A 19598-nucleotide genomic window follows, 5' to 3' on the forward strand; every position below is an offset into this window, starting at 1 on the left:
GCAGCGGCCGAGGGCCCGCAGGTTCAGGCAGGGACAGCCTTGTTCAGGCGTTCGATCAAGGCCATCGCCGCGGCGGGCGCCCGTTCCTTGGCGCCGCTGATGAAGTACATGAATACGTCACGCGGCCCGACCTTCTTTCCGGGGCCTTCCAGCCGTGGCACATCGGCGGGCTCACCGCCCGCCGCCCAGGTCTTCGCTGCCTCGGCCCACCGGTCCAGCGCCTTGGGCGCATAACCCGTCTTCACCTTCGGATCGGTGCGCATCAAACGCGCGTAGACAACGTCCGCGGTCAGGTCGGCAAACGACGGGTAGTCGTCCGAATCGGTGAACACCGTCGCGCACCGGTACTTGCGCGCCAGTGCCAGGTAAGCAGGGTCCATGAAACTGTTGTGCCGCACATCCAGCGCGTGGCGCAGGGGCAAGCCGTCCACCGTGCCCGGCAGCAGCTTCAGGAAGGCCTCGAAGTCCACCGGATCGAACAGCTTGGTTGGCGCGAACTGCCACACGAGTGGACCGAGCTTGGGGCCCAGCTCGCTCAGGCCGCTGCCGATGAACCGTTCGATGGACTCGCCCGCGTCCGCCAGCACCTTGCGGTTGGTCGCGAAGCGGTTGGCCTTCAGGGAGAACATGAAACCGACGGGTGTCTCGTCACGCCACTTGGCGAAGGTCGGTGGTTTGAAGGTGCTGTAGTAGGTGCCATTGACCTCGATCGCCGTGAGCTGAGCACTGGCGAAAGCGAGTTCTTTGCTGTGCGCGAGGCCCTTGGGGTAGAAATTGTCGCGCCAGGGTTCGTACGTCCAGCCGCCAATGCCCGCTCTGACGGTGCCCGACGCTGCTTGTCTTGTGGCCATGTTCGTCTCCCCGGAAAAGTGATTCGCCACCACTCTAACGGGATTGCTCTCACGCGAGGTGGTCAGAGAAGATGGCCGCCTCGATGAACCGGCGACGGGCCGCTCCGTGTCGATTTCCTGCGGCCCTCTTCGTCGTTCCAATACCTGGCCGCTTCGGCCGGACCCACCAAGGAGATGGCCATGCGCGTGATGGTGCTCGTGAAGGCGACTGAAGACAGCGAAAAGGGTTTGCTGTCCACCCCCTGGGCGACCGAGATGTTCGCCGCGATGGACAGGTTCAATGACGATCTGCGCGATGCCGGCGTCTTGCTGACCGCTGATGGCCTCAAGCCTTCGGTGCACGGCAAGCGCGTCGCGTTTGACGGTGCCGGCCGCAGGGTGATTGACGGGCCTTTTGCCGAAACCAAGGAACTGGTCGCCGGCTTCTGGCTGTGGGAAGTGAAGGACATGGAGGAAGCGGTCGCCTGGGTGCGGCGCTGTCCCAATCCCATGCCGGGACCGAGCGAGATCGAGATCCGGCCGCTGTACGAGGCCGCTGATCTGGCTTGATACCCGCCGTCGTGTTTACCGGGCTTCGATGCCCAGCAAACCAGCGTCGGGATAACGGGCGCCGGCAACCGCCAGCGGATCGAACAGCCGATCCAGTTGCTCGATCTCGCTGGGCGTGAGCACGATGTCGACCGCGCTCACGTTGCTCTCCAGGTAGGTGATGCGGCGTGTGCCTGGAATCGGCACGACGTGGGGATGTTTGTTGAGCATCCAGGCGAGTGCGACCTGCGAATTGCTCAGCCCCCGCTCGGCCGCGAATGCCGTCAGCGATGCCACCAGGCGCTGGTTCGCAGCCTGCGCCTCGCCGACGAAGCGCGGGTTGTTCTTGCGGAAATCGTTGTCGGCCAGTTGGCCCACGTCCACCGTGCCGGTGAGGAAGGCACGGCCCAGCGGACTGTAGGCCACGAAGGCCACGCCCAGCTCGGCGCAGGCCGCCAGCATGCCCGTCTCGGGCTCTCGGCTCCACAAGGAATACTCGCTTTGCACGGCGGCGATGGGAAACACCGCCTGGGCACGGCGCAGGGTGTCGACTGAAACTTCCGACAGGCCGATGGCCTTGACCTTGCCCACCTGCACCAGCTCACCCATCGCGCCCACCACCTCTTCAATGGGAACCGCAGGGTTGCGGCGATGGCAGTAGTACAGATCGATGTGGTCCACCCCCAGACGCCGCAGCGAGGCTTCGCAAGCTTCTCGTATGTAGGCGGGGGAATTGTCGATGTGCCGCTCGTACCGACCGGCCACACGCACGATGCCGAACTTGGTGGCCAGAATCACTTGCTCGCGGCGCGCGGCACCGCCCTGCGCGACGAAGCGGCCCAGCAGCGTTTCGTTGTGACCGTGCCCGTAGGTGTCGGCCGAGTCGACATGCGTGACACCCAGTTCCAGCGCCCTCTCCAGCGTGCGCAGCGCATCTGCATCGTCGGTGTGGCCATAGAACTCGCTCATGCCCATGCAGCCCAGACCCAGGGCGGATGTCGTGAGGCCGGAGGTGCCCAGTTTGCGGTGTTTCATGGATGTCATGGGAGTCAGTGGAAAGATGGCGTGTCGAGCAGGCCTGGACAGCACGTTGCAGCGGTTGCCGCCCACACATCATGAGGCAGGCATGTGACATCCCATCCCGCTGGTTCGACTCTAGTTCTTCTCGTTCATGAGGATGGTGGTCAGCAGCTTGTCTGCCTCATAGCAGGTGCAGGCCTTGCGCATGAGCCCGGCCCGGTCCAGTACCTTGACCTGGCCGCGGGTGTACTCAATGAGCCCGTCTTTCTTGAGGTCACCCGCAGCCTTGCTCACGCTCACACGCCGCACGCCCAGCACCAGCGAGATGAACTCCTGCGTGACATAGAAGTGGTTGGCATCGGCGCGGTCCTGGCTCATGAGCAGCCAGCGCGCCAGCCGCTGTTCAATCGGGTGGAAACGCTCGCAGGCAGAGGACAAGGTTTGTTGGTGCAAGCGGACCATCAAGGTGCGCTTCATCACGTCCTGCAACACGGGCATGTCCTCCATGGCCTTCTGAAGCGCCCGAGCTTCAATGCGCCAGCAACTGCCGGCCCCCTGCACCAACGCGCGCCAGGGTGTCTTGGCCAGCCCCAGCACCAGCTCTGAGCCCAGCATGGCCTCCTGCCCGACCATGCCCACCTCCAGCGGTGGGTGGCTGTCGATGTCGATCACCAGCGAGATGAATCCAGTGCGGGGAAAGTAGGCGTGGGTGAGTTCCTTGCCGCGCACGCCGAGTTCGGCCGAGAGCACGAGTTCAAACGGCTCGCACAAGGCGAGAAAGCGTTTGCGCACCGCCTTGGGCAGGCGTTCAATGAGGTCGTTTTCGGGGGTTTTCATGGGGACATTCATGCTCGCCAACAAGTCTTCCCACGCAGCATCTGTCGTGAAACTCGCAACTCACTCTACCGGCCCAGTGCTTGGACGAAAACCACCTTCCATCTGTTCCTGCGCGGCACCGCGCCACGGCCTCAAGGCTTGATCGCCACCTTCAACACCCCGTCGCGCTGGTTCGCAAACAGCTCGTAGGCCGCCACGATGTCGTCGAGCTTGAACTGGTGCGTGACCATCAAGCCCAGATCGATACGGCCCGAGGCCACCACGTTCATGAGCCGGCGCATGCGCTCCTTGCCGCCGGGGCACAGCGCGGTATTGATGCGGTGATCGCCCAGGCCGGCGGCGAAGGCCGACAGGGGAATGGTGAGGTCGCTCGAATACACGCCCAGGCTGGACAAGGTGCCGCCGGGTTTGAGCACGCGCAGGGCCGCTTCAAAGGTGGACTGCGTACCCAGCGCTTCGATGGACGAGTCCACGCCGCGCCCGCCGGTGATCTTCATGATCTCGTCGACCACGTCGCAGTTCTTGAAGTTGAGCGTGAGGTCGGCGCCCATCTTCTTTGCGATGTCCAGGCGGTGGTCGTTGCCGTCCACCGCGATGATGGTGGACGCCCCCAGCAAGCGCGCGCCTGCCGTGGCACACAGGCCGATGGGGCCCTGCGCAAACACCACCACGGTGTCGCCAATGCGGATGTTGGCGTTCTCCGCGCCCTTGAAGCCGGTGGACATGATGTCGGGGCACATCAGCACCTGCTCGTCGCTCAAGCCGTCGGGAATGGGCGCCAGGTTGGCCTGTGCATCAGGCACCAGCACGTACTCGGCCTGGGTACCGTCGATCAGGTTGCCGAATCGCCATCCCGCGGTGGCCTTGAAGCCGTGGCAACCGCACAGGCCCTGGGGAATCAGGTAGCTGCCGTCCTGCGAAGGCGCGCCGTCCTGCGCGGCGTACGAGTTGAAGTTGGGGCAGATGGCACCGGCGATCACGCGCTGACCTTCGGTGTAGCCCTGCACGGCGTTGCCCAGTTTTTCGATCACGCCCACCGGTTCGTGGCCAATGGTCAGGCCCTTGGCCACCGGGTACTCGCCTTTGAGGATGTGCACGTCGGTGCCGCAGATGGTGGTGGTCGTGATGCGGATCAGCGCGTCGTTGGGGCCCACGTCGGGAATGGGCTTGTCCACCACTTCAATGCGGTTCTTCTCGACGAAGACAGCGGCTTTCATCATGGTGGCCATGTCGTTCCTGGAGGTCTGGAAACCGGTGGGGGTGTCAGGCAGCGCTTGCCTTTTTGAGGACGGCGTACACCTCGTCCTTGAGTTGCAGCTTTTCGCGTTTGAGCGTCTCAATCTCGACATGGGTCGCCATCTCGATGCCTTCCTCCATGTTCTTGATCTTCTGATCGAGCTCGTTGTGTTTGTCGAACAAGCGGGTGAAGTGGTGGTCGTTGGTCTTGAGGCTGGTGATGAGGTCTCGGTACTCTGGAAACATCGGACTGCCTTTCGTTGAATGCGGGCAGGAGGCCTGCCGCAGGGGATTTCAGTGTGGTGCACGATCTGGCCTGGCCTGTTGACTCAGGTCAATCCGTGCGCGATCAACCAGCTTGGACGTGATGCGCCATCGCATCTGTGCGCCAGCGCCCAGACCACCGCGGACGCATCCGTCAGGATGTTTTTTGGCCCCACCCGACGGAGTTCCATGATTGACGACGCCCAGTTGCAGCACCCACCCCGCACCGCCAGCGACCACTTCGCGCGCGGCGTGACGAAGCTGCTGCGATTTCTTGCGGATGCGTTCTTTGCCAAACGTTACGGCCACCGCGCCATCGTGCTGGAGACGGTGGCGGCCGTGCCCGGCATGGTGGGCGCCACACTCACCCATCTGCATTCCCTGCGCCGCATGGTCAACGACGAAGGCTGGATCCGCACGCTGATGGAAGAGGCAGAAAACGAGCGCATGCACCTGATGACCTTCATCGAGGTGGCCAAGCCCACCGCGCTGGAACGCTGGCTCATCCTCTTTGCGCAGTGGGTCTTCTACCTCGGGTTCTTTTTTCTGTACCTCGTCTCGCGCCGCACGGCCCACCGCCTGGTGGGCTACTTTGAAGAAGAAGCGGTGATCAGCTACACGCAGTACCTGGCCGAGATCGACGCGGGTCGCTCGCCCAACGGGCCTGCACCCGAGATCGCCAAGCGCTACTGGAAACTCAAGGACGACGCCACCTTGCGCGACGTGGTGCTGGTGGTGCGCGCCGACGAAGCCCACCACCGGGACGTCAACCACGGCCTGGCCAGCCACCTGGCCGGCGAGCCGGTCCGCACCGAGCCACCAGCCCCCTACCCGGACCACGCCGACCTGCGAGAACAGCTTCCCGGGCAACTTTGACCCGTTTTGGGTCGATATTCGATCTTGCCGGGTCGAATTCGACCGCATAGCATCCGTCTCCAGTGCCGCACCACGACGGCACACCACAGACGGAGACAAGCCCTTGGACTGGAGAGACCTCAAAAGCGGTGAGCGCACGGTGCTGGACCACGTGTTCTGGTCCAGCGGCATGTCGCGCGACGCGCTGGCCGCCGCATCGTCCTTCTCCAAGACCCGCGCCAACGCGGCGGTGGCCGACCTGCTGGAACAGGGTCTCCTGGAACAGACGGGCGACCAGGTGCCCACCGGCGGGCGCCGCGCGGAAACATTGCGCCTGAGCCGCAGCCTGGGTGTGCTCATCGGTGTGGCCGTGGGCGCGACCGGGCTGGAGGTCGGCATCCTGAGTCCCGACCTCGCCGTGATGGCGCACCACAGCGAACCGGCCGATGTGCGCGACGGGCCTGGCCCGGTGCTCTCGCGCATCCGCATCCTCATGCATGAGCTGCTGGCGCGCTGTGCCGTGGCGCCGCGCCAGGTCATCGGCATCGGCATCGGCCTGCCCGGCCCGGTGGACTTCGACAGCGGACAGCTCGTGAGCCCACCTCTTATGCCGTTGTGGGACGGCTATTCCATCCGCGACGACCTTGCCGCCGAGTTCTCCGCGCCGGTGTTCGTGGACAACGACGTGAACGTGATGGCGCTGGGCGAGCTCTGGCGCATGCAGCGCAGCCTGCAGAACTTTCTGGTGGTGAAGGTGGGCACCGGCGTGGGCTGCGGCATCGTCTGCCAGGGCCAGGTGTACCGGGGCGCCAACGGCTCGGCGGGCGACGTGGGCCACATCAGCGTGGTGCCCGACGGACCGCGATGCCACTGCGGCAACCTGGGCTGCGTGGAGACCATGGCGGCGGGCCCGGCCATTGCCCGCATGGCCACCGAGGCTGCTGAAGCGGGCCAGAGCCCGCTGCTCGCGCGCATGCTCGCCGAGCGCGGCCCGCTGCGCCTGCAGGACGTGGCCGAGGCCTGCCGCGCCGGCGACATGGCGGCCAACCAGGTGGTGCAGCGCTCGGGCGCATTGGTGGGCCAGATGGTGGCCTCGGTGGTGAACTTCTTCAACCCGTCGCACGTGTTCATCGGCGGCGGCATCACGCGCGTGGGGCCGCTGTTTCTGGCCGCCGTGCGCCAGAGCGTTTACCACCGCTCGCTCGCACTCTCCACGCGCCACCTCGAGATTCAGTACACGCCGCTGGGCGAACGCGCCGGGCTCATCGGCGCGGGCGTGCTCGCCATGCAGGAAAGCCTGCGCCAGATGGAGACCGCGTGATGGCCCCCACCGGTGTGCGCGTCGAACTGCGCGGCATCGTCAAGCGCTTCGGGCCGGTGCAGGTGCTGCACGGGGTTGACCTGGCGTTCGAGCCCGGGCGCGTGGTGGGCCTGCTGGGCGAAAACGGCGCGGGCAAATCCACACTCATGAAGATCCTCGCGGGCTACGAACAAGCCAGCGAGGGTTCGCTGTCGGTGAATGGCCGTAGCGTGCAGTTTGACGGACCCCGCGCCGCCGAGGCCGAGGGGATCGTGCTGATCCACCAGGAGTTCAACCTGGCCGAAGACCTCACGGTGGCGCAGAACATCTTTCTGGGCCACGAGCAGCGGCGCGGCTGGTGGCTCGACGACACCGGCATGCGCAAAATTGCCCGCGGCGTGCTTGACGCAGTGGGCCTGCAGAAGGTGGACCCGGACACGCGCGTGCGTGAACTCATCGTGGCCGAGCGCCAGCTGGTGGAGATTGCCAAAGCGCTGTCGCGCCACGCGCGCGTGCTCATCATGGACGAGCCCACCGCCACGCTCACACCCGGCGAGACCGGGCGCCTGTTCGAGCTGGTGGCGCGCATGAAGGCCGAAGGCGTGACCATCGTCTTCATCTCGCACAAGCTCGACGAAGTGGAGCAGATCACCGACGAGGTGGTGGTGATGCGTGACGGCCGCCTGATCGCGCAGCAGCCCACCGCTTCGCTCACACGCGCGCAGATGGCGCACCTGATGGTGGGCCGCGAACTCGCCGACCTTTACCCGCCGCGCGGCGAGGTGCTGGCCGATGCGCCGGTGCTGCTCTCGGTGCAGGGCATGACCGTGCCCGGCTGGGCGCACGACGTGAGCTTCGAGGTGCGCGCGGGCGAGGTGTTCGGCTTCGCGGGTCTGGTGGGCGCGGGCCGCACCGAGCTGTTTGAAGGCCTGCTCGGCCTGCGCGAGCGCAGCGCAACGCGGGTGGACGTGGCCGGCTCTCAAGTGCTGCCGCGCTCGCCGCGCGAAGCGGCGAACGTGGGCCTGACCTATCTCAGCGAAGACCGCAAGGGACGCGGTCTGCACGTGCGCTTTGGTCTGCGCGAAAACCTCACGTTGATGGCCCTGGAGCGCCACGCCCAACCCTGGCTCAAGCCCGCGAGCGAAACCGCCGCGCTGGAGGAGGCTGTGCGCGAGTTCGGCATCCGATGCGGCTCGCTCGAGGTGCTGGCCGGCTCGCTCTCGGGAGGCAACCAGCAGAAGCTCGCGCTGGCCAAGGTGCTGCACCCAGCGCCGCGCGTGGTGGTGCTCGACGAGCCCACGCGTGGTGTGGACATCGGCGCCAAGCGCGAAATCTACGCCCTCATCCACCGCCTGGCCGACGAGGGGCGCGCGGTGGTGGTGATCTCGTCCGAACTCATGGAACTCATCGGCCTGTGCCACCGCGTCGCGGTGATGCGCGCGGGGCGCCTGCAGGCCACGCTCGACGCCGCGCACCTCAACGAACAGGAACTCATCGCCCATGCAACCGGAACGCACTGACCCCCCTGCCGCGCCGGCCGCGCCCACCACGCGCCGCGGCCTGCGCCTGCCCATCGCCGGACCCATGCTGGGCCTGGTGCTGCTGTGCGTCGTGGGCACGCTGCTCAACAGCGAATTCGCCACGCCCGACAACGCCATGAACGTGCTGACGCGCACGGCCTTCATCGGCATCATTGCCGTGGGCATGTGCTTCGTGATCATCTCGGGCGGCATCGACCTCTCGGTCGGCTCCATGGCCGCGCTGATCGCGGGTGTGACCATCCTGCTCATGAACAAACTGGCTCCACTGGGCTGGCCGCCGGTGGCGGTGGTGATGGTGGGCATGAGCGCAGCCGTGCTGCTGGGCGCGCTGTTTGGCCTGGCGCACGGCCTGCTCATCACGCGCGGGCGCATCGAGCCCTTCATCGTCACCCTCGGCACCTTGGGCATCTTCCGCGCCTACCTGACCTACTTCGCCGATGGTGGCGCGCTCGCGCTCGACAACAACCTCGCCGACACCTACGGCCCGGTCTACTACGGCAGCCTGCTGGGCATTCCCATTCCGGTGTGGGTGTTTGTGCTGGTGGCCATTGCCGGCGCGGTGCTGCTCAACCGCACCGCCTTTGGCCGCTATGTGCAGGCCATCGGCTCCAACGAACAGGTGGCGCGCTACGCCGCGGTGGACGTGGACCGCATCAAGGTGCTCACCTACACCTTGCTCGGCGTGTGCGTGGGCGTGGCCACGCTGCTCTATGTACCGCGCCTGGGCTCGGCATCGCCCACCACCGGCCTGCTGTGGGAGCTCGAAGCCATCGCCGCGGTGATCGTGGGCGGCACCGCGCTGCGCGGCGGCGCCGGCAGCATCGGCGGCACCGTGATCGGCGCCATCCTGCTCTCGGTCATCAGCAACATCCTCAACCTCACCAGCATCATCAGCGTCTACCTCAACGCGGCGGTGCAGGGTTTCGTGATCATCGCCGTCGCATTCATGCAGCGGCGGCGTCCCTGAAGGCGTACCCAGGCCTTCTGTTTTCTGTCAGCACAAACCTCTAGGAGACAAGCACCATGAAGAACCGTTACCGTCTGCTCGCGCTGGTCGCCGTCGCGGCCCTCGGTTTCGCCAGCCCCCTGCTGGCGCAGGCCCAGAACAAGGTGAACCTGGGCGTGGCCATCCCGGCCGCCACCCACAGCTTTGCCGCCGGTCTGGTGTACTGGGCCGGCGAGGCCAAAAAAGAGCTGGAGAAGGACCCCAACATCAAGGTGACGATCAAGACCGCCGGTGGTGCACCTGAGCAGGCCAACCAGCTGCAAGACCTGGTCACCGCCACCAAGATCGACTCGCTGGTGATCCTGCCCTTCGAATCCGCCGCACTCACGCGCCCGGTGCAACAGGTCAAGGCCAAAGGCGTGTACGTGACCGTGGTCGACCGCGGCCTCACCGACACCAGCGCGCAGGACGCGTATGTGTCGGGCGACAACACGGCCTTTGGCAAGGTGCCGGCCGAGTACCTGGCCAAGTTTCTGAACGGCAAGGGCAACGTCGTGGCGCTGCGCGGCATTCCCACCACCATCGACAACGAACGCATGGACGCCTTCAACGCGGTGATGAAGAACCACCCCGGCATCAAGGTGCTGGACGCCAAACACGGCAACTGGAACCGAGACGACGCCTTCAAGGTGATGCAGGACTTCCTCACGCGCTTCAAGGAAATCGACGCCGTGTGGGCGGCCGACGACGACATGGCCTTCGGTGTGCTCAAGGCCATCGAGCAGGCCAAGCGCAAGGACATCAAAATCGTGTTTGGTGGCGCCGGTGCCAAGACCATGGTGAAGACGCTCATGGACGGCAGCAACCCGCTGATCCAGGCCAATGTGTCGTATTCGCCCAAGTTCATCTACGAGGCCATCAAGATGACCGCGCTGGCGCGCCAGAAAGGCGAGAAGCTGCCCGCCTCGACCATCGTGCCCTCGGTGCTGATTACCAAACAAAACGCGAAAGACTTCTACTTTCCCAACTCGCCGTTCTGAACGCGCGCCTGGAGGACCCCGCATGAAAACCATTCAAGGCCCCGGGATCTTCCTGGCCCAGTTCATTGGGCCGGCCGCGCCTTTCAACACGCTTGAAGGTCTGGCGGGCTGGGCCGCCTCGCTGGGCTACAAGGGAGTGCAGATTCCCACCAGTGACGCAGCCATCTTCGACCTCGAGCGCGCCGCGACCAGCGACGCCTATTGCGACGAAGTGAAAGGCAAACTCGCCGCGCACGGGCTGCAGATCACCGAGTTGTCGACCCACCTGCAAGGCCAGTTGCTCTGTGTGCATCCGGCCTACGACCTGCAGTTCGACGCCTTCGCGGCGCCCCATGTGCGCGGCGACCCCGCCGCGCGCACCGCGTGGGCACACGACCAGTTGCTGATGGCAGCGAAAGCTTCGAAGCGCTTGGGCTTGAACGCACACGCTTCGTTCTCGGGCGCGTTGGCCTGGCCTTACCTCTACCCCTGGCCGCAACGCCCACCCGGTCTCGTGGAAGCCGCGTTCGAAGAACTCGCCAGGCGCTGGCGCCCGGTGCTCGATGCCTTTGACGACGCGGGTGTGGACGTCTGCTACGAGCTGCACCCCGGTGAAGACCTGCACGACGGCGTGAGCTTCGAGCGCTTTCTGGACGCGGTGGACCAGCACCCGCGCGCCAACATCCTTTACGACCCGAGCCACTTCGTGCTGCAGCAGCTGGACTACCTCGCCTTCATCGATCACTACCACGAGCGCATCCGCGCCTTCCATGTCAAAGACGCCGAGTTCCGCCCCAACGGCAAGCAGGGTGTGTACGGCGGCTTCTCCAACTGGATCGACCGCGCGGGCCGCTTCCGTTCGCTGGGCGACGGGCAGGTGGACTTCAAGGCCATCTTCTCGAAGATGGCGCAGCACGGCTACCCGGGCTGGGCCGTGCTCGAATGGGAGTGCTGCATCAAACACCCGGAAGACGGCGCGCGCGAAGGCGCGGCCTTCATCCGCGACCACATCATCCGCGTGGCCGACCGCGCCTTTGACGACTTCGCCGCCAGCGACAGCGACCCCGCCACCCTGGCCGCGCTGCTGGGCCTGAACCGGGGCGATGCATGAGCAAACGCAAAGACAGCCACCGCGCCACGCGCCGCATCCGCCTGGGCATGGTGGGCGGTGGCGACGGCAGCTTCATCGGCGCGGCGCACCGCATTGCCGCGCGCCTGGACGATCAGTTCGAACTCGTGGCCGGTGCGCTGTCGTCCACCCCCGAGCGAGCCCGCGCCAGCGCGGCCAAACTGCACATCGCGCCCGATCGCAGCTACGCTGACTTTGCAGCGATGGCAACAGCCGAAGCGCAGCGCGAGGACGGCATCGACGCCGTGGTGATCGCCACGCCCAACCACCTGCATGTGCCGGTGGCGCGCACCTTTGTGGAACACGGCATCCACGTGATCTGCGACAAGCCCCTGGCCACCTCGCTGGCCGAGGCGCAGGCGCTCGCGCAGGCGGTGCGCGAGCGCGGCCTGCTGTTTCTGCTGACGCACACCTACGCCGGCTACCCCATGGTGCGCCAGGCGCGCGACCTGGTGGCCGCGGGCGAGCTGGGTGAGCTGCGCATCGTGCAGGTGGAATACGCGCAGGACTGGCTGGGCGAGCCGGTGGAACTGCAGGGCAACAAGCAGGCCGAGTGGCGCGCCGACCCGAAACGCGCCGGCCCGGCCGGTGCGCTGGGCGACATCGGCACGCACGCCTACCAACTGGCGCGCTACGTGAGCGGTCTGAGCGTGCAGGAACTCTCGGCCGAGCTCAGCACCTTTGTGCCTGGCCGTGTGCTCGACGACCACGTGCAGGCCATGCTGCGTTTTCATGGAGGCGCGCGCGGCATGCTCTGGGCCAGCCAGGTCGCCAGCGGCGCCTGCAACGCGCTGCGCCTGCGGGTGTACGGCACACGCGCTTCGCTGCATTTCGACCAGGAACAACCCGAACAACTCTGGTTCGCCCCGCTGGGCGAGCCTGCTCGCCTGCTGCGCAGGGGCATGGCGCCACAGTCAACCGCTCAGGCTGCGGCCAGCCGCATTCCCGCTGGCCACCCCGAGGGCTACTTCGAGGCCTTCGCCGAGCTCTACCGCGATTTCGCGCGGGCCTGGCGCGGTGGCGAGAGCCCCGCCATGCCGGGTCTGCAGGACGGCTTGGACGGCATGGCTTTCATCGAGGCGGTGCTCAGCAGCCACCAGCAAAACGCGCGCTGGGTGCGGCTGTAGCGAGTCGGCGAAGGCCTTGTGAAGTTCACAGGTGGATGCCACCCGAGACTTCCAGTCGCTGGCCGTTGACCCAGCCCATGTCCTCGGAGAGCAGCGCGCGCATCACGTTGCCGATGTCGTCGGCCTCGCCCACCCGGCCCAGGGCGGTCTGTGAGGCGATGAAACCGTTGACCTGGGCGTTGTCGCGCACGGTGCCGCCGCCGAAGTCGGTGGCGATGGCGCCCGGTGCGATGGTGTTCACCGCGATGCGGCGCGGCCCCAGCTCCAGCGCCAGATAGCGCGTGAGCACTTCAATACCGCCCTTCATGGCCGCGTAGGCCGCATAGCCCGGCATCGAGAAGCGGGCCAGGCCCGACGACACGTTGAGAATGCGGCCGCCGTCCTGCATCAGCGGCAGCAGCGCCTGCGTCAGCAGAAACGGCCCTTTGAGGTGCACACGCACCATCTGGTCGAACTGCGCCTCGGTGGTGTCGACAAAGCTCGCGTGCACGCCCACGCCCGCGTTGTTCAGCAAGTAGTCGAAGCGTTCGCGCTGCCAGTGTGTGTGCAGGGCCTCGCGCACCGCCGTGGCAAAGGCCGCAAAGCCGGCGCTGTCGCCCACGTCGAGCCGCAAGGCGACGGCGCGCGCACCGAGCGCCTGCGCTGCTTGCACCACGGCGTCGGCTTCGGTGGACTGGCTGTGCCAGGTGACGATGAGGTCGGTGCCCTGGGCGGCGAGTTTCAGGGCAGCGTTGCGGCCCAGGCCACGGCTGGCGCCGGTGATGAGGGCGATCTTTCGGTTCATGAGGAGCTCCTGATGGGTGGGTTTGAAGGACAGAACGCAGTCTATTGATCGACACAGGATCAATAAACATCCAAAATCTGATCAAACTATCCAAGAAAATAGAACAATCTCATGAGCATGAACCTGCCCGACGCGATGAAGGTGTTTGTGCGTGTGGCCGAGCTGAGCAGCTTCACCCTGGCCGCCGAACAGCTGGGCTGGCCACGCGCCAGCGTGTCGGCAGCGGTGCGGCAGCTGGAGGCAGAACTGGGCGTGCGCCTGCTGCACCGGACCACACGCCGGGTTCAGATGACGCAGGACGGACAGGTTGTGTTTGAACGCGCGCAGGACCTGCTGGCCGACCTGGACGACCTGCGCGGGCTGTTCCGCGCCAACCCGGCGCAGCTGCGCGGACGCCTTCGCGTGGACATGCCCCAGGCCATCGCGCGCGACGTGGTGCTGCCCGCCTTGCCCGCCTTTCTGGCCGAACACCCGGCGCTGGACATCGAGCTGTCCTGCGTCGACCGCCGGGTCGATCTGGTGGCCGAGGGTTTCGATTGCGTGCTGCGCGTCGGCAAGCTCACCGATTCCAGCCTGATCGCGCGTCCACTCGGCGAATACCGCATGGCCAATTGCGCCAGCCCGGGGTATCTGGCGGCACACGGCACGCCCCGCTCACTGGACGACCTGGCCCACCACCGGCTGGTGCACTACGTGCCGAGTCTGGGCGCGCGCTCCACCGGGTTCGAGCACGGTGATGTCCAGGGCACGCTGCACACAGTGGCCATGCCGGGCGCCCTCACGGTCAACAGCACCATCGCTTACGAAGGCGCGGCCCTGGCGGGGCTGGGCATCATCCAGGTGCCCGAGGTGGGTGTGCGCGAGCACCTCGCGGCGGGCCGCCTCGTCGAAGTGCTCGCCGCCTGGTGCACGCCGGCCATGCCGGTGTCGCTGGTGTATGCCCACCGCCGCCACCTGCCCCTGCGAGCGCAGGTGTTCATGAACTGGCTCGCGGCCTTGATGGCTCAGCGGCTGAACTGACATGGATGGACAAACATGACGCGACTCTTGCTCCTGAAATTCCGGTTGACCCCGCTGGTCGCGATGGCGCTCCTTGCGGGTTGCGCCACACCACCGGCCGCCATCGATTCGCTGGGCATTTCGTTCGTGCGGGTTCCGATGGGCGAGTTTTCGATGGGCAGCGACGAACCGGTGGAGGCGCTTGCAGCGGCTTACCCAGGTCTTGAGCGTTCCCGCTTCGAAGGACTTTCAGACGAAGCACCGGTGCATCGGGTTCGCATCACGAAGCCTTTCGAAATGAGCCGGCACGAGATCACGGCAGGCCAGTTCCGGGCTTTCCTCAAGCGCTCGGGCCACGTCCCGGAGTCGATTGCGGACAGCACCGGTGGTTATGCCGCGCGGGTGGCAAGGATCGCTACCAACATGGCAATGACCCCGCAGGACTGCTCCGGGGGGGAACACATTTGACGAAGATTCCGCGGCGAACTGGCCCGCCTGGCGCGATCGTGCGGTGCCCGGTCGTGATGGTCATGCGTTCACAGCCCCGGTAGGTTCATACGCCCCAAACGCACTGGGTCTGTTCGATTTGCACGGCAATGTGTGGAATGGGTGTCGGATTGGTATGGAGAGGACTACTACGCGCGATCTCCCCAAACCGACCCTGTGGGCCCGATGGATGGTGCAGTGAAAGTGCGCCGGGGTGGCTCCTGGCACTCGTGGCCGTTGTACACGCGTTGCTCTTTCCGAAACTGGAACACGGTTCAGACGCGCTACACGCTGGTGGGCATCCGACTGGTCCGGGAATCTCCGCCGTGACCGATGTTCGCTGCCCTGCCACGGGACGAGGTCGAAACATCTGCGAACATCCTTTCAGCAGCCGTGCGGGCAGACTGCGCACTGATCAAAGTTGACCCAACCCGATGACCTCATGAAACTCCTCTCCCTTGTTTTCTCTCTGAGCGCCGTGGCGCTCGCGTCCATCCCCGCGATGGCCCAGACCCCTGCGCCCAAGCCCGCCGCCAAACCCACCCCGGCCGCAAAAGCACCGACCAAACGCGCACCGCTGGCCCGCTCCGCGGCCAAGGCTGTGGAAGAAGTGACGCCGATCGAAGAAGACTCCGCTGTGGTCCTCACTGAAGCCGACCTCGCGGTGGCCCAACGGGTGTACATCGGGCTCATTCCTTGCGAACTGGGTTCGTCCGTGCAGATCACGCCCGCCAGACGGCAAGGATTCTTCATCGTGCAGGTCAAGAACGTCCGCAACACGCGCTACCTCATGCACCCGGTGGAAAGCCGCACCGGCGCCATCCGCCTGGAAGACCCGAAGCGGGGCGCCATGTGGCTGCAGCTGGGCAACAAGTCCATGCTCATGAGCCAGAAACTGGGCTTGAGAGTGGCCGATGAATGCATGAGTCCCGAACAGCTGACCATGGCCGATGAAATGAAGAGAAATCCACCCAAGAGCCTGCTGGAACCCCTTGACCCACCGAGCGTCGCGCCGCCCACCCTGCCAGCCAGCACCGACGGCCAGCTTCGCGATCCTGGAGGTTCAACACAAGGACAAGGTTCGCAACCCTCAACACAATAAACAAGTTACAAGAGTCTCACCCCATGCCCAATGCCCGAACCGCGAATGCCGTCCGTCTGGAGTTCGCGTCAGGTTCCCTGGTTCAATCCAACCTCTCGGGCGCGGCCTTCACAGGAGACTGGCTCTGGGTGGCAGGCGACGAAGCCTGCGGCCTGGACCGTTTGCGCCGGCTCGATCCTGTGGGGGGCGAAGCCTTGCGCTTTGGCGACGTGCGCGACTTCCCGCTGGCCGATCTGCTCGACCTGCCCGGCACGGCCGAAGACGAGGCGGATCTGGAAGGCATGGCCGTTGCAGAGGGCTTTCTCTGGGTGGTGGGCTCGCATGGTCTGAAACGCAAGAACGTCAAGCCGGACCGGGGCCACGCTGAAAACGCCAAGCGGCTCGCGAAGGTGGCGCTCGACGGCAATCGTCGTTTGCTGGCTTGCCTGCCGATCGAGCCCGACGCCAAAGGCGAGCCTTGCCTGGTGCGGCAAGCCCAGGACGGCCGGCGAGCGCTGCGCCTGAAGGGCGATTCCCAGACGAACCTGCTCACCCGCGCGCTCATCGATGACCCCCACTTCGGACCCTACATGGCGATCCCGGGCAAGGACAACGGCTTGGACATCGAAGGCCTCGCCGTGGACGGCAACCGGCTGCTGCTCGGCCTGCGCGGCCCGGTGCTGCGCGGTTGGTCGGCGTTGATCGAGATCGCAGTCGAGGCCCGCGGCGATCAACTGCGCCTGGTGCCCCTGGACGACAGCGGCACGCTGCTGCGCAAGTACTTCCTGCAGCTCGACGGCCTGGGCGTCCGCGACCTGCATTTCTCCGGCGATGACCTCTACATCCTGGCCGGTCCGACGATGGTGCTCAACGGCGATATTCGCGTCTTCAAGTGGTCGGCGGCCAAGCCCTTGCTGGCGGCCAACCGTGAGCCGGTTCATTTCGAGGCCGGGCTGACCACGTCGGTGTCGCTGCCTCACGGCCGCGGCACCAACCGCGCCGAAGCGATTTGCGACCTGCCAGCGGCGTTGTCGGGGGGCAAGGCGAGCTGGCTCGTCCTGTACGACGCGCCGGGCGCGGATCGCAAAGAGGGGGAGCACACCGTCTTTGGAGACCTGTTGCGCCACGATTGAGATTGTTCGCGTCGCTGCGGGCGCTTCGGGCCACCGACGGCCGACGTCCTGGCCTTGAGGAGATATCTGGCACCCTGCGTCAGTCGAGCGGCCAAGGCAGCTCGCGCTGGATGGTCGGCGCTTCCGCGGGACACGGGGACTGCGCGCCCTCGTCCAATCCTCGCCACCATGGCACCACAGCGCCGAGGTGAGCCGGCTCCACCGCCTCGCCCAGGCGCGGCATGAGCAGCGGCGTGCCTTGTGACGGCGCCAGTTGCAGCAGGGTCTCCACCGGTTCGTCCCAGGCGTGCATGGCCAGGCTGAAGGTGCCCCAATGCACCGGCAGGAACGCGCCACCGCCCAGGAGCGCGTGGGCTTTCAGGGCGTTCACCGGGCCCAGGTGGATGTCACCCCAGGCCGGGTGGAAGGCACCCACCTCCAGCATCACCAGATCAAACGGGCCCAGCCGCTCGCGGATGGTGGCGTACTCGGTGGTGAGGCCCGTGTCGCCGCTGAAGAACACACGGTGCTGCTCCGACTGCACCACCATCGACGACCACAGCGTGGCGTTGCGGTCCTTGAAGCCACGCCCTGAAAAATGCTGCGACGGCGCGGCGGTGATGGTGAGGCCGGTGTTGGGCACGCGGTGGCTCTCCCACCAGTCCAGCTCGGTGATGCGCTCGGCCGCCACGCCCCAGGCCTGCAGGTGGGCGCCCACGCCCAGCGACGTGACGAAGGGCACGGCGCTGTGTTTTGCCAGCGCGCGGATGGTGGGGTAGTCCAGGTGGTCGTAGTGATCGTGCGAGATCACCACGACGTCCACCTCGGGCATCTGCCGCAGGCGCAGCGGCACCGGCTGGAAGCGCTTGGGACCGAGCAGCCGAAAGGGCGACGCGCGCGTGCCCCACACCGGGTCGGTCAGCACGCGATGGCCGTCGATCTCGATCAACACCGTGGAATGCCCGAGCCACGTGGCGCGCAAGCCGCTTTGCACCGGGCGACTCCAGGCCTCGCGCGGGTCCAGCGAAGGCAGCGGCCCGGCCGGCGCGCGGCGGCCGCCCGAGCTCAGAAATTCCTTCAGCGTGGGCCGGGGCACGGTCGCATCGCGCAGCCCGGGCAACGCCGGATGCACGTTGCGAAAACCCTGGCCGTCCCACATGGTTGAGGCGCGCATGCGCTCCAGGCGCGCACCCAGGGCGCGTTTGCCAAACGAGTTCATGAAGCCATCCCTGGACGACCGGGCAAGCTCAGGCGCGCGATGGCCGGCGCCATTTCCGACAGCAGCCGCCCTTTGCGCCACACCTTCAGCCGCGTGGCACGCAGGCGGATGGCTTCGATCGGGTCGCGCGCCTGCAGCAGCACGAAGCTGGCGTCACAGCCCGCGGCAATGCCGTAACCCTGCAGCCCCATCACCTTCGCCGCGTTCGAGGTCACGGCCTCGAAGCATTGGCGCATGCCGGCCTGGCTCGTCATCTGCGCCACGTGCAGGCCCATGTGCGCCACCTCCAGCATGTCGCCGCTGCCCAGTGAGTACCAGGGGTCCATCACGCAGTCGTGGCCGAATGCCACGGTCACGCCGGCGGCCATGAGCTCGGGCACGCGGGTCATGCCGCGGCGTTTGGGGTAGGTGTCGTGCCGGCCCTGCAGCGTGATGTTGATCAGCGGATTGGCCACCGCGCTCACACCGGCTTCGGCAATCAGCGGAATCAGCTTGCTCACGTAGTAGTTGTCCATGCTGTGCATGGAGGTGAGGTGCGAGCCGTTCACACGGCCCTGCAAGCCCAGGCGCTGCGTCTCGAAAGCCAGGGTCTCGATGTGGCGCGAGAGCGGGTCGTCGCTTTCGTCGCAGTGCATGTCCACCGGCAGGCCGAGCTCGGCGGCCAGCTCACACAGCAGCTTCACGCTGGCCGCGCCATCGCTCATGGTTCGCTCGAAATGCGGGATGCCGCCGACCACGTCCACGCCCAGCTCCAGCGCACGGATCAGGTTGTTCAGCCCGCCGTGTGAGCGCAGCACGCCGTCCTGCGGAAAGGCGACCAGTTGCACGTCGAGGTAGGGCGCCATGCGCTTTTTGGCCTCCAGCATGGCGCGCACCGGCAGCAGGCTCGGGTCGCTGGTGTCCACGTGGCTGCGGATCGCGAGCAGCCCCTTGGCCACGGCCCAGTCGCCGTAGGCCAGCGCACGCTCCACCAGCGCCTCTTCGGTCAGCAGCGGCTTGAGTTCGCCCCACAGCGCAATGCCTTCGAGCAGCGTGCCGCTCTGGTTCACGCGCGGCAGGCCGTAGCTCAGCGTGGCGTCCATGTGGAAGTGCGGGTCGCAGAACGGCGGCGTGAGCAACTGGCCCTGTGCGTCCAGCGTCTCATGCGCGGGTGCGCTCAGTCCGGCGCTCACCTCGGTGATGCGGCCGTCTTGCACGGCCACGCTCATGTCGGTGCGGCCGTCGGGCAGGGTGGCGTGGGTGATCAGCAGGTCAAGCATTCGTG

Annotated in this window: 18 protein-coding genes and 2 pseudogenes; 12 read left to right on the top strand and 8 right to left on the bottom strand. The window is 66.3% G+C overall.

Annotated features, from left to right (window positions below; translation table 11 throughout):
• Positions 1 to 23: 23 nt before the first annotated feature.
• Complete coding sequence (locus IV113_RS00345; protein WP_291079689.1) at positions 24 to 851, bottom strand: DUF72 domain-containing protein; 828 nt, start codon at positions 849 to 851, stop codon at positions 24 to 26.
• A 180-nt stretch (positions 852 to 1031) separates the two neighbouring features.
• On the opposite strand from IV113_RS00345, the pseudogene IV113_RS00350 reads away from it, so the two are divergent.
• A pseudogene (locus tag IV113_RS00350) lies at positions 1032 to 1385 on the top strand (YciI family protein); the annotation flags it as partial.
• A gap of 30 nt (positions 1386 to 1415) precedes the next feature.
• Here the strand turns inward: IV113_RS00350 and IV113_RS00355 are convergent.
• The 4 genes from IV113_RS00355 to IV113_RS00370 all read right to left on the bottom strand — a co-directional run bounded on the left by IV113_RS00355 (position 1416) and on the right by IV113_RS00370 (position 4718).
• Positions 1416 to 2414, bottom strand: a complete 999-nt coding sequence (locus IV113_RS00355; protein WP_291079733.1) for an aldo/keto reductase — start codon at positions 2412 to 2414, stop codon at positions 1416 to 1418.
• A gap of 120 nt (positions 2415 to 2534) precedes the next feature.
• Entirely contained in the window at positions 2535 to 3236 is a 702-nt protein-coding gene (locus tag IV113_RS00360) for a Crp/Fnr family transcriptional regulator (RefSeq protein ID WP_291079690.1), read from the bottom strand.
• A 131-nt stretch (positions 3237 to 3367) separates the two neighbouring features.
• Entirely contained in the window at positions 3368 to 4465 is a 1098-nt protein-coding gene (locus IV113_RS00365) for an NAD(P)-dependent alcohol dehydrogenase (RefSeq protein ID WP_291079691.1), read from the bottom strand.
• A gap of 34 nt (positions 4466 to 4499) precedes the next feature.
• Positions 4500 to 4718, bottom strand: a complete 219-nt coding sequence (locus IV113_RS00370) for a YdcH family protein (RefSeq protein ID WP_291079692.1) — start codon at positions 4716 to 4718, stop codon at positions 4500 to 4502.
• A gap of 207 nt (positions 4719 to 4925) precedes the next feature.
• On the opposite strand from IV113_RS00370, the gene IV113_RS00375 reads away from it, so the two are divergent.
• The 7 genes from IV113_RS00375 to IV113_RS00405 all read left to right on the top strand — a co-directional run bounded on the left by IV113_RS00375 (position 4926) and on the right by IV113_RS00405 (position 12653).
• A complete protein-coding gene (locus IV113_RS00375; protein WP_291079693.1) occupies positions 4926 to 5612 on the top strand; it encodes an alternative oxidase in 687 nt (228 codons plus the stop codon).
• 169 nt (positions 5613 to 5781) lie between these two features.
• Positions 5782 to 6912, top strand: a complete 1131-nt coding sequence (locus IV113_RS00380) for an ROK family protein (protein WP_291079734.1) — start codon at positions 5782 to 5784, stop codon at positions 6910 to 6912.
• A complete protein-coding gene (locus IV113_RS00385; RefSeq protein ID WP_291079736.1) occupies positions 6912 to 8411 on the top strand; it encodes a sugar ABC transporter ATP-binding protein in 1500 nt (499 codons plus the stop codon). Before IV113_RS00380 ends, IV113_RS00385 begins: the two co-directional genes overlap by 1 nt.
• The gene (locus IV113_RS00390; protein ID WP_291079694.1) at positions 8392 to 9399 is read left to right on the top strand and encodes an ABC transporter permease; all 1008 of its coding nucleotides are present in this window, start codon (positions 8392 to 8394) and stop codon (positions 9397 to 9399) included. Before IV113_RS00385 ends, IV113_RS00390 begins: the two co-directional genes overlap by 20 nt.
• Positions 9400 to 9455: 56 nt before the next feature.
• Positions 9456 to 10418, top strand: a complete 963-nt coding sequence (locus IV113_RS00395) for a substrate-binding domain-containing protein (protein WP_291079696.1) — start codon at positions 9456 to 9458, stop codon at positions 10416 to 10418.
• A 22-nt stretch (positions 10419 to 10440) separates the two neighbouring features.
• Positions 10441 to 11508 (top strand): sugar phosphate isomerase/epimerase family protein, encoded by a 1068-nt coding sequence (locus IV113_RS00400; protein WP_291079698.1) that lies wholly within the window; start codon positions 10441 to 10443, stop codon positions 11506 to 11508.
• On the top strand, positions 11505 to 12653 hold the full coding sequence (locus IV113_RS00405) for a Gfo/Idh/MocA family oxidoreductase (protein ID WP_291079700.1): 1149 nt from the start codon (positions 11505 to 11507) through the stop codon (positions 12651 to 12653). Before IV113_RS00400 ends, IV113_RS00405 begins: the two co-directional genes overlap by 4 nt.
• A 25-nt stretch (positions 12654 to 12678) precedes the next feature.
• Here IV113_RS00405 and IV113_RS00410 read toward each other — a convergent pair whose 3' ends face one another.
• Complete coding sequence (locus IV113_RS00410) at positions 12679 to 13437, bottom strand: SDR family oxidoreductase (protein WP_291079702.1); 759 nt, start codon at positions 13435 to 13437, stop codon at positions 12679 to 12681.
• A gap of 117 nt (positions 13438 to 13554) precedes the next feature.
• Between IV113_RS00410 and IV113_RS00415 the strand changes: the two genes are divergently transcribed.
• From IV113_RS00415 to IV113_RS00430, 4 genes and pseudogenes are all read left to right on the top strand, one after another.
• Positions 13555 to 14457, top strand: coding sequence for a LysR family transcriptional regulator (locus tag IV113_RS00415; RefSeq protein WP_291079738.1), 903 nt, complete (start codon positions 13555 to 13557; stop codon positions 14455 to 14457).
• A 63-nt stretch (positions 14458 to 14520) separates the two neighbouring features.
• A pseudogene (locus IV113_RS00420) lies at positions 14521 to 15252 on the top strand (SUMF1/EgtB/PvdO family nonheme iron enzyme).
• 112 nt (positions 15253 to 15364) lie between these two features.
• Positions 15365 to 16024 (top strand): hypothetical protein, encoded by a 660-nt coding sequence (locus tag IV113_RS00425; protein WP_291079704.1) that lies wholly within the window; start codon positions 15365 to 15367, stop codon positions 16022 to 16024.
• Between the two features lie 23 nt (positions 16025 to 16047).
• Positions 16048 to 17136, top strand: coding sequence for a DUF3616 domain-containing protein (locus IV113_RS00430; protein WP_291079706.1), 1089 nt, complete (start codon positions 16048 to 16050; stop codon positions 17134 to 17136).
• A 79-nt stretch (positions 17137 to 17215) separates the two neighbouring features.
• On the opposite strand, the gene IV113_RS00435 is transcribed toward IV113_RS00430, so the two are convergent.
• Both IV113_RS00435 and IV113_RS00440 read right to left on the bottom strand, forming a co-directional pair.
• Positions 17216 to 18334: an MBL fold metallo-hydrolase gene (locus tag IV113_RS00435; protein ID WP_291079708.1), complete on the bottom strand. Its 1119-nt coding sequence runs from the start codon at positions 18332 to 18334 to the stop codon at positions 17216 to 17218.
• A complete protein-coding gene (locus tag IV113_RS00440; RefSeq protein ID WP_291079710.1) occupies positions 18331 to 19593 on the bottom strand; it encodes an amidohydrolase family protein in 1263 nt (420 codons plus the stop codon). Before IV113_RS00440 ends, IV113_RS00435 begins: the two co-directional genes overlap by 4 nt.
• Positions 19594 to 19598: the final 5 nt, after the last annotated feature.

Origin of the sequence: Hydrogenophaga sp. (assembly GCF_018780385.1) — a bacterium.
GTDB lineage: Bacteria > Pseudomonadota > Gammaproteobacteria > Burkholderiales > Burkholderiaceae_C > Hydrogenophaga.